Consider the following 10,199-nt stretch of genomic DNA (forward strand, 5'->3'; position numbering starts at 1 on the left):
GGTCATCCTGAGTGTTAACTGACGACATTCTGGTATTGTTTGTCTGGCCGCAGTGTTGCGGCTAATCGACTCACTCACTCAGCGATAGACTTTCCTCCGGTACGATCAGCAGCGGTTCCGTGGGATCGGCGCCGGTGACGTCGCCGCTCGAGTTGGCGGGTGCATAGTATCCTTTGTGTGCGAAAGCCGTCAGCCGATAACCGGGCTGCTGAACGCTGATCTCGTCCGCAGGTATCAGGAAGATCACCAGGTCGCCAAGAATCGCGCCGCGGGCGTTGCTCGCCACCGTGGTGTATCCGGCGCTGGCGTTGGTCACTTCCATGAACCAGGCATGTTGGTACGGATCCCAGGCGATGGTGTACCAGCGATCCGTGCCCTGGTAATAATCCCAGTCGTAATAGGGATCGGCGACGAAGTTGTTGGCGGAATCGCCATCCGTGTCGAGCACCGCGCTGTAAACATATAAAAACTCCGGTTCGACGATCGGAACATCCGAATCAAGCGTCATGATCAACATCAGCACGTCATCCTGGGGCATCGCACCGGCGCCATCTGGGCAGACGGTTACCATGCCTTCCGGTGATTCGTCGCATGGGAAAAGCGTGTTCCCGAACCAGTACTGATACCAGCTGTATTCCGCTTGCGTGTTGGGGTCGAAAGCGATCCAGAATCCTTCGAAGAAGTTGATGTCGGTGGCCGGTTTCGGGTTTTCGACTTTCACCGTCGACTTGCTGTAGATCACGTCGCCGAGTTTGTCCGCCTGCAGTCCGTTCCGTAAAGTCTCTTTCACTTCCTGCGGCGGACTGGTGTAGCGGTTGAACTTATCGATCGGCAGGGATTTGGTGTGCAGCGGATCTCCCCGCACCGCATTCGGGAATGTCCAGCCCATCTGGTAGCTGATGTCCTTCTCCACTGCGGAGAGATAGGACATCATCGCCACCTCTTCCCAGAAATTCGTGCCGTTTTGCTCCGCTCTGCGGAATGCTTCTGCCTGCTGTTCTTCGTCGTTCAGGATTTCATTCCAGTCCTGCGCATATCCGCTGGAGAATTCGGTGCCCTGGTCATCCGGATTCGGATCGCTTTTCGGATCGATGTCCCCATAACCGAAGTCGAGGGAGCCGGTCGAGGTAACGGCGACGTCGGCCACATCCCGCAGACCGTCAACGAAACTCCCACTGTAGCAGGCATCAACGATCACGATGACGTGCACGCCGGGATCGTAACTGCCCAGCCAATCGACGAGATCGTGCTCGTACAACCATTCCTGGCCCAGGCTGACATATCCGTCCTGATCCTCGGTCACGCCGCCGTGACCGGTGATGTAAATCACCGCCGTCTCACTGGGCTGCATTACCGCGGCTGTGCCGAGGATCCAGTTACGGATGCGATCAACGATACCGGTGTCGGCTGGTGGACCGATGTACTCGGTGTCGAAATCCGAGTTGAAGAAGTTTTCGAGCATGTGATCGGCGTTGTCCTGCATGTCTTCCTTCAAGTTCTGCCCATCGTCCCAACCGTTGACTACCAGACCGGTTCCGAATCCGCGTTCGTCGTCAATATGCCGGTTGCGCAAGCTGGCCAGCATGTGCGGGCTGAAGGCCGATTCCTGGTGAGCAGGACGCCAATCTACGTTGGAAAATGCCCAATTGCTTTCATCCCAGTAGACGTCGGTTGCCGTCCAAAGGTCGCTGCCGTTTAAGACCGGCCACCATACTTCGTCGAACACGGAAATCTCTTTCGTGCTGCGGTCGACGACAACGAAGCGTGTGGGATGCGTGAACATGGCGCCGGGTGCATCGTCGATGTAGAAGAACCAGGCTTCGTTTTCGAGCGAATAGGCTTCACCCGGTCTCTCGAGATCGGGGCCGGCATATGGTTGGATACGGTCTTCCGGCGTGATGGGCTCGGGCAGGGAGAAGACGATCAGTTGCTGATCGAGCTCGTCGGGTTTGATCAGCTCCGACATTACCAGCTCGGTGGCTTTCTCGAGCGAAAGGCCGCCGCCGCAGCCGGTGAGTGCGAGCAGGCTCGCCGGGATGAAAACGATGAGGAGGATGAAGCGTTTATGTATCGACATGACCTGCTCCTTTGAGTCTGACGTTAGCATTTCGATTCGCACAAAGTGGGGCATACAAACCTGAGAAAGGACTCAGCGATCTAGATGCTGCAGCACGATCCAATCAGGTCGTTCCGCGTTACACGTATTGCGTCGATAGAGACGGCTATCCTTATGAGCTATTGCCGAAAATTATAGTATTGATTATGCCAAGAGAAAAATCTTGATTGACCAATTCCTCTGAAGGGTGGTGAAGTGAAATCGCTTCGAATCGTATGAATTCCCAGGAATTCACGAGTTGCATGCCGTACGGTTCGTGCAATATGCACCATCGTGAAAATTCAATTCCACGCTACAATAGATCAAACGTACAGTGGGAATAAGCGATGGGCACTTACTCGGATCCCGGATTGACTGCGCGCTATAAGGCTGCACGAGAATTACCCGGCGAAACGATCGATCTGTGGATGAAAAGCCTTGTCGACGCCATACCGCGGCGCCGCATCGACTGCATCCTCGATCTGGGGTGCGGCACCGGGCGCTTCAGCGATGCGCTGGCCGCAACGTTCGATTGCCAGGTGCTGGCGTGTGAGCCGTCGTCCCTGATGCTGACCCAGCAGTCGCAAACGGCGAACGTGCATCGAATATCGGCTCAAGCCGAACATATCCCTTTAAAATCAGAGAGCATCGACCTGATCTGGATGTCCCAGGTCTTCCATCATCTCAGCGACTCGCAGGGAGCTTTTTCGGCGATGAACGACGTCCTCGCTGCGGGTGGGGTGTTGGTCGTGCGAAACGGCACGAAAGAAAGTGATCACGAAATCCTATGGGCGGATTTTTTCCCTGAAGTGACCCAGGGCACCTTCCACCGAATCGCCACTCGTTCGAACATACTGCAATCTGCATCCCAAAGTGGATTTAAAACCCTGCTCGTTCAATCCATCGAGCAGTTGTTCGTGGACTCCTACGATGCGTATTACGAGCGCATTCGGCAGCGCGCCTTGTCGCCGTTGGTAGAATTGCCCGACAGGGATTTCGAGGCGGGGCTGCGCCGCATGCGAAACTGGATAGATGCACAACCCAAAAACCGGCCGGTGTACGAGTCGATCGACCTGTTTGTTTTTCAGAAGACGGACTGATCGTTCAATCTCCCCCGGTCCAAAAGGAAGGGAGCGATGAAGGTATTGTTTATCGGAGGGACCGGCTTTATCAGCACGGCGGTCAGCCGGCTGGCGGTCGACAGGGACATCGAGCTGTATCATCTCAATCGCGGTCTGCGTATGGCAGGGATGTCCGGCGTCAAAAGCCTCGTCGCCGATGTGCATCATCCGGACGACGTGTGCGCTGCGCTGGGCGGCACACGTTTCGACGTCGTCGTGGATTGGATCGCGTACACACTCGAGGACATCGAGCGCGATCTGAAGCTGTTTGCGGGTCAGGCGGGGCAGTTCGTTTTCATCAGTTCCGCATCGGCCTACCAGAAACCGCCCTTGCACTACATCTTCACCGAAGATACACCGCTGGAAAATCCCTTTTGGCGCTATTCACGCGATAAGATTGCCTGCGAGAAGCGCTTGATGCGCGCCCATGAAGAAGAAGGATTCCCGGTTACCATCGTACGTCCGTCGCTGACCTACGACCCGAATTTCCCCATCGCCATCGGCGGTTGGGGTTGTTACACGCTGGCGGATCGTTTGCTCCGCGGCCGCGAGATCATCGTACACGGTGATGGCTCGTCTCTCGAGGTGGTGACTCACGCCGAAGATTTCGGGCGAGGCTTCCTGGGGCTGCTCGGCGAGCCGCGTGCACTGGGGGAAGCGTACCACATCACCACCGATGAAGTGCAAACCTGGAATCAGATCTATGCGACCATCGCCGAAGCGCTAGGTGTGGAGGCGAAGATGGTCCACATTCCTTCCGACTTCATCGTCTCGGTCGATGCGGAACTGACGGGCACGCTGCTGGGGGACAAGACCTGGAGCATCGTCTACGACAACCGCAAAATCAAGTCTCTGTTGCCGGAGTACGAAGCCGTGATTCCCTTCCGGGATGGCATCCGGCGCACGCTGGCCTGGTTCGACGCCGATGAAAGCCGGCGCCGCGTGGACGAGGGGGTGAACGCCAGGATGGATCGCATCCTGCAAGCCTACGGGCATGGATGGTAGAAGGTTGTATGTCCGTCATCCTTAACGCGGTCGTTCCTCATAATGGCATGCCGGCAAGCGCCACGAGTCCAAAGAGCTTGAAAGGGATTTTTCTGTTCCATGGAACGACTTCTTCTATTGCGAATTTCGCGAAATAGGGCTGTGTTCATGGTGGGTCATTCGCATTTCGATCCATCCGACCAGCAGGGTGCAAAATGCTCGTCCGCAGATATGATCTTCCACTCACCATTTTCGAGTCGCATTTCAGTGCGGATGGTTCCGAAGGTTAGATTACGTACATCGATTCCGGTGCAGGGATCGTAGAACTGCTCTCGCAGGATCACCGAGGCCGCAACGCCGCTCACTTCGGCGGATTCGAAGTAGACGCATGGCTGCAGCTCCCACTCGGGGAGCAGACTTTGGCCTTGCAGATCTTGACGCAATTCGTCGGCGGTCTTGGGGAGATTTACGAGGCTGGTGGATAAAGCCCTGAGCGCGAGGTCGTACTCCTCGTGGATCAAGGCCAATTGATAGTTCAGGGCAACGCTTTCCGGTGAATCGGCGATCCGCGTGATGGGCGTTGCCGCGGTTGAAATCCGACTGCGAATGCACAAAATGGCAGGGACAAGAACCAACAGAAGTACGCAAAACCCGAGATAGTATGATTTCCTTAACGACATGGCTACTTCACTTTGTGGATGAGGATCTTTCGAGAGCTGGCGTGTTGGAAATGATGATGATTGTTTCAAGCTGTTGTCGTAGATTATAGTATCGGCGAAGAAAATCGCAAAATGGCAAATACATCGGATACACTGTTTAGGACAGGCTGGCGAGGACATCGTTGCGAATGAACAAGAATTTCTTGCTTTTCCGGATCGGATCACTGTTGATCGTCGGTCAGATCGCATGCAGACCTGTCATGGCCATCGGCTGGCAGGAAGTGGCGATCATCTTCATGCTCGCGCTGATCCTTCTCGGTCCGATGCTTTGGCGTCTGTATCGATTTATCGCAAACTTGCACGATGATCATGATGATGATTCGAAATAGCGTTCCCCAAACTCGAGCCGATTTCACGCCGTAATTTATCGGCTCATTCAGACACTTAAAGTGTGCACGTGAGTTAATAAGAAAGACCCCGCCTCATCTCTTTCGGCTGGTATGGGGCGGGGTTCTTCTCGAAGCTCGTGTCACATCATTCCACGCGGCAGATGTAGACGGTGATCCTCCAATTGCCACAGTTCTGCCAGGGATGGGGCGGTTGCACTTCGAAATCCCGCTCATCCAACAGATATGGATAGCTCAAACCGATGTACCAACATTCTTCGTCCTCGGAGATGTCGCGTGAGATACCCCAATACCCGGGTGAGAAACTCGTTGCACCCCAGCCGAGGCTGCGCCAGTCGTAGGCGAGGTATTTCATCTCACCGGAAGCCCTCAGGTACAGGTACTCATCGCCGGCGATCGAGAATTCGGCCCACTCATTCAGATTATGCTGTTGTTCGCCCAGTCGCGCGCCCTCCCAGAGCCCGGATTGGATCTCGCGTTCGAGTTCGTACCTTCCGGTGCTCCAGTTGGCGACCGTCGTCGAACCAAAACTCCCTGCGGAGCTGATTGGCTCGGGTGCTCCGGTCGTCACAGTGAGGCTGTACCTTTGGTCCTGTGTGCCATTGGAAGCGCTGTAGTATGGATAGTAGTGCGAGTGCACGGACACCCAATGCAATCGCAGCACAGCGCCGGGACGGACGGTGTAGGTGTTGTTTTCCTCGTCCGTCTCTTCGATGTCGTTTGTAGGATCGACGCTGACCGTGTAGCCCTCCATCATGGCGTCCCTGATTTCCTGCGTGACGCCGGGGATATCGATGAGATTGACGCCGTATTGATACAGCGTTATATCCTGTTGGGTTACGGGGCGAGTCTCGATGCCGGGGATGTCGAGTTGTAAGGATAGATCGGTGCGTTCTTGCGTTCCGCCCGTGTTATCGACGATGAGTGTCAATGTTTCGCTTTCCGGATCGTAGGATACCCGCGAGATGGACAAATCCGGCAGGGGGTGACAGTGGGGCTCCCGCGGCGATTCGAAACGGTCATCCTGTTCCGGGACTTCGTTTTCCGGGTCGAGAGTCACACAGACATCCATCGGCTGCGGATTGCCGCCCATGTTGTATTCCAACGTGATCCGGCCGCCCGGCGCGATGGTCGTGAACGGCCAGGTGTAGCTGCCGATTTCCTCGCCCGAGTTCTTGGCCAGGCTGAAGGGGACGTTGTGCGTCCAATCCGCGTTGCCTTCGTTGCGTATTTGAATTTGCAGCCAGCCGGTTTCGTCCATGGACATCTCTTCCACACTCAGCAAGGGCAGCGGAAGCGGCTGCCCGGGCCGGGCCGATGGTCCCCCACCGAGAGGTTCGATGGTGAAGGCGACCTGGCAGAAATCCCGCACCGGTCCGCCTGAGGTCATCGTGTTTTCGTAGATCGGATCAATCATGCGTTCGAGATCGACCCAATCGATTGTGCCTTCGTTGTAGCAGAAGCGGTCCGTACTCGTTTCTCCGAGTCCCCTGGTGTACGTGGTTCGCACCTCGTAGCCGTAGTGCAGGGTATGGTCGTCTCCCTGCGTGATGAGAAATTGTGTGGGACCGTTGCCCAGGTAGCTGGTCGTGCTGTGTAGGTCATACTCGAAATTCTCGTACAGGCCCACCTCGCCGCAGATTCCCGACCCCTCGCAGCGTCCGTCGAAGTCCACGCTCTCGTCGTTGACGAAGAAAGAGCCGTACATGCCGTTGTACAGGCCGCCTTCGGGCAGCGTACCGGTCGTCATCGTGTTGAAAGAAAACACGTAGGTTTGAACGCAAATCGGATCATCGATGTCCGCCGTGTAGAAGGACAGATCGTCGGACGGCAGTGATTCGGTGCCGGAAACGGGAGAGCCGCGGTAGGCGCTAACCGTGAAGGCGTAAGTTTCACCGCAGGGGGGCCGGAACCATTGTGAGGGGACGTCGGTCCACGTTTTTTCGGCGGGTTCCGTCCACTGCATGGTCTCGTTCAGGTAGAGGATGAAGCCATCGATTGCCGCTTCGTCCTCGGGTAGATCGTAATCCCAAAACAACGAATGTCCCACGATTTCCCCGAAGGGATTGACCCAGGTTTGAACGCGCAGGTTGGTCGGGATGGTCATGGTGGGGTCGATCTCCTTCCCCTCTCCATCCTGCGTAATTTCATCTCCCTTGGTGATGCGGTAGTCAATCGTATAGGACCCTTCGCCGCCCTCGCTCAGTACCCGTCGGGTGATGCCGTCCCAGGTTTCCGGCCTGCGAATCAGGTTGACTCGTCCCAGTTCGGGAGCAGACGCGCCACCGTCGGCGATGCCCACGCAGGTGCTGTTGATGCCCAGCGGCTGGTCCTCGGGCCAGGTGATGAAGGGCACGGCGTCACCGGATAGATGCGGCGCCACGTCCCAGTGGCGTCCGTCGCTGCTGGGGAAGGAATCGTCGGTCGATTGATCGCCGTCGAAGTCCGGATACCACTGCGATGGAGCTTCCTCGGATTCACCAAAGCTGATGTAGCAATGAAGGCCTTCGTAGCTCTCCGTTGTTTCCAGGTTCAGGATTTCCACCTTCAAGGCCGTCGGTTCGCCGCCTTCGGCGGACGGTTCAGCCTCGTCTTCTGGCTCGGGCTCCGTTGGATCGTCGTCGAACAGGTCCCTCAAATCGTCAGCCGATCCCGGTGGATCACCTGCGGGTGCCGGAGCGGGCCCTGCAGCGCCGCCTGCCTCTTCCGCCGCTTCTTCTACAGGTCCGTTATCGCTTCCACTGACGGCGTAGGTGAGGTCTTCACTTTCGGCGGCCAGATCTTCGACGGCGTACAGCACGACGGTCGCCTGGCCGCGCACGCCGCTGTTGGATATCGCCTGTACGACCAGTGTGTGCGGACCTGCCGTAACGGGATCCCAGTAGGCGTGCAAAACCGCCGGAGACAGAATTTCACCCTCAAGGGTATCCTGCGCCGAGACGAGCGCCTCGTCCGCCCAGAATTCGATGCGGGCGATGCCGTTTTGAGAGCGAGCCGTTGCATGCAGGCTCACCTCCCGGCCCAGACCGACACGCGCCTCATTTTCCGGGGTATGAATGAGTACCATCGGCCGGTCGCGCACCGCTTTGGTTTGCAGATTGTTGTAGACGATCAGGCCGGCCAGGATCACCAGGAGAAAGAGTACGATGAGAACCAGGGCAAGGATCATCTTTTTTCGGGATATCTTTTTTGATTCAAGCAAAGAGTTGAGAGATTCGAGTCTTTTCATCATGACAGGGTTTCCTCACTACCTCAGGGTAAGAGAATGCTGAAGGTGAACCAGGCCGACCAGCCGCTGGAATTGCCCGCCCCATCCAGGGCCTGGACTCGCCAGCGGTAGATATAGCCGCATTCGACGGCAACGTTTTTCGTCGTCCCGGTCGCGCCAAACGGGCTGCCGGTGACCGAGGTCCAGTTGTTATCGCCCGAATGACGCTGCACTTCGATCTTGTAGCCCGAAATTCCACTGGGATCGGTGACCGCACTCCAGGTCAGATCGATGGAAGATGCACAGTCGGGTTCGGATCCGTTTGCCGGACTGGAAAGCGAGGGTACGGGCGGCGCGTCGTTGTCCACCGCAGGTGTCGGAGTCGGGGGCGCCTCGAGCACCGCCACACTTTCGGGATCGCAGTACGCCTCCACGGGAGAACTCCACACCCAGCAGGTACCGGAGGTATCTGGATTTCCGATGCGCCACCATGAGCTGTCGCTCGTGCGGCCGTCGATCAGCCCCATTTCTCCCTCGAGGAGATAGCCGGCCACGTCGTAGACGCTTCCGGGCCCGGTGCGGCAGTTGACGTCCTGGCGTGCGACGACGTTGGGAACACAGCTGGTCACGGTCGGAGGGCTTTCTTCCGTTGCGGTCGGCGTGATTACCTGCGCCAATTCTTCACCCATCACGTGAATCGTGACCGTATCGGGATCGCTGGCGGAATCCTCGCCGCTGTAGGCGACGACCCTGATTTCATAATCCCCGGGTTGATCCGGCTTCCACAGGTGTTCGAAGTGCACCAGGTTTCCGCTGCCGGGTAAATCCTGCAGCGATTCCAGTTCTTCTTCGCCGATCCAGATCTGTATGCGGGAGATGCCCTTGGAGCTGGAAGCGTGGCCGTCGATATTCAGGATTTCTCCAAGGGGTAGCGTCAGGTCGTGGATCGGCGCGTCGATCCAGACGAAGGTGCCCTCGACTTGGGCCGCGCCGGTACACGCACCTATGAAGAAGGAAAGGATGAAGAACGCGCTGAAATAGAATGATATACGTTTCATTTTGCTCACCTTCGGTTTGTGTTGGGAGTCCAATACTGACGGGTTAATAGATATAGAGAAAAAGGGTAGAACAGACATCGTTCTGTGTGTCGCGTTGAAGATGACCCACCTTGAAGAGCACGTAGTAGTAGAGTAGGATGTGTGATCATGTTCGATGATCCTTATGTTGTCAATATCACGATGAACTGACGATCTATCACTTATAACGTTTTTATGCAGAGTTTGTGACACATCTCACAAAAAAGCTGGGTTATTATGAATAAAGGGTTGCACCTTGTCGGCAATAAGGAGACATTTTTTCGAACAACGAGTATCTGGAACGGAAAGATCGTTTCGTGGACCCGATCTCAATCCGTTATAAATATACGGGAAAGCGCAATTAAGGACAAACGTGCGTTTTTTCTCAGTCAGGATGAATGGGAATGGCATTAAACGCGAAAGGCAATAATCGGATCGGTTGGGTGTTTCCAATTCTTCTTCTGGTGTTTTCCTATCTGCGGCATTGGCCCTCCAGCCCACACGTTGCCCCCATGGGCGCCGATAGCGGCATATTTGCGTATGGGGCGGAGCAAATGTTAGACGGCAAGCTTCTCTACCGGGATGTGTGGGATCATAAACCCCCAGCCGTTTTCTACGTCAACGCCCTGGCAATTCTGATTGGGGGGTC

Annotated in this window: 8 protein-coding genes; 4 read left to right on the forward strand and 4 right to left on the reverse strand. The window is 56.2% G+C overall.

All coding sequences use genetic code 11. The annotated features are described in order from the left end of the window. Positions 1-70: 70 nt before the first annotated feature. Positions 71-2,077, reverse strand: a complete 2,007-nt coding sequence (locus tag P8Z34_15920; GenBank protein ID MEJ2552159.1) for a C13 family peptidase — start codon at positions 2,075-2,077, stop codon at positions 71-73. Between the two features lie 365 nt (positions 2,078-2,442). Between P8Z34_15920 and P8Z34_15925 the strand changes: the two genes are divergently transcribed. Both P8Z34_15925 and P8Z34_15930 read left to right on the forward strand, forming a co-directional pair. Next, on the forward strand, positions 2,443-3,195 hold the full coding sequence (locus tag P8Z34_15925) for a class I SAM-dependent methyltransferase (GenBank protein ID MEJ2552160.1): 753 nt from the start codon (positions 2,443-2,445) through the stop codon (positions 3,193-3,195). Between the two features lie 36 nt (positions 3,196-3,231). Further along, positions 3,232-4,221 (forward strand): SDR family oxidoreductase, encoded by a 990-nt coding sequence (locus tag P8Z34_15930; protein ID MEJ2552161.1) that lies wholly within the window; start codon positions 3,232-3,234, stop codon positions 4,219-4,221. A 155-nt stretch (positions 4,222-4,376) separates the two neighbouring features. Here P8Z34_15930 and P8Z34_15935 read toward each other — a convergent pair whose 3' ends face one another. Beyond that, complete coding sequence (locus P8Z34_15935; protein MEJ2552162.1) at positions 4,377-4,880, reverse strand: hypothetical protein; 504 nt, start codon at positions 4,878-4,880, stop codon at positions 4,377-4,379. Positions 4,881-5,047: 167 nt separating this feature from the next. On the opposite strand from P8Z34_15935, the gene P8Z34_15940 reads away from it, so the two are divergent. Then, the gene (locus P8Z34_15940) at positions 5,048-5,248 is read left to right on the forward strand and encodes a hypothetical protein (GenBank protein ID MEJ2552163.1); all 201 of its coding nucleotides are present in this window, start codon (positions 5,048-5,050) and stop codon (positions 5,246-5,248) included. A gap of 145 nt (positions 5,249-5,393) precedes the next feature. Here the strand turns inward: P8Z34_15940 and P8Z34_15945 are convergent, their stop codons facing one another. Next, positions 5,394-8,498 (reverse strand): CARDB domain-containing protein, encoded by a 3,105-nt coding sequence (locus tag P8Z34_15945; protein MEJ2552164.1) that lies wholly within the window; start codon positions 8,496-8,498, stop codon positions 5,394-5,396. Between the two features lie 20 nt (positions 8,499-8,518). Further along, positions 8,519-9,532: a fibronectin type III domain-containing protein gene (locus P8Z34_15950; protein ID MEJ2552165.1), complete on the reverse strand. Its 1,014-nt coding sequence runs from the start codon at positions 9,530-9,532 to the stop codon at positions 8,519-8,521. Positions 9,533-9,954: 422 nt separating this feature from the next. On the opposite strand from P8Z34_15950, the gene P8Z34_15955 reads away from it, so the two are divergent. Then, positions 9,955-10,199, forward strand: a 245-nt coding sequence (locus P8Z34_15955) for a hypothetical protein (GenBank protein MEJ2552166.1), incomplete at its 3' end; no start/stop codon positions are given.

Source organism: Anaerolineales bacterium, assembly GCA_037382465.1.
Lineage (GTDB): Bacteria > Chloroflexota > Anaerolineae > Anaerolineales > E44-bin32 > WVZH01.

Excerpts from the sequence above, each read along its gene's own strand:
- P8Z34_15920 (MEJ2552159.1), bottom strand. The coding sequence starts at position 2,077 with ATGTCGATACATAAACGCTTCATCCTCCTCATCGTTTTCATCCCGGCG.
- P8Z34_15925 (MEJ2552160.1), top strand. The coding sequence starts at position 2,443 with ATGGGCACTTACTCGGATCCCGGATTGACTGCGCGCTATAAGGCTGCA.
- P8Z34_15930 (MEJ2552161.1), top strand. The coding sequence starts at position 3,232 with ATGAAGGTATTGTTTATCGGAGGGACCGGCTTTATCAGCACGGCGGTC.
- P8Z34_15935 (MEJ2552162.1), bottom strand. The coding sequence starts at position 4,880 with ATGTCGTTAAGGAAATCATACTATCTCGGGTTTTGCGTACTTCTGTTG.
- P8Z34_15940 (MEJ2552163.1), top strand. The coding sequence starts at position 5,048 with ATGAACAAGAATTTCTTGCTTTTCCGGATCGGATCACTGTTGATCGTC.
- P8Z34_15945 (MEJ2552164.1), bottom strand. The coding sequence starts at position 8,498 with ATGATGAAAAGACTCGAATCTCTCAACTCTTTGCTTGAATCAAAAAAG.
- P8Z34_15950 (MEJ2552165.1), bottom strand. The coding sequence starts at position 9,532 with ATGAAACGTATATCATTCTATTTCAGCGCGTTCTTCATCCTTTCCTTC.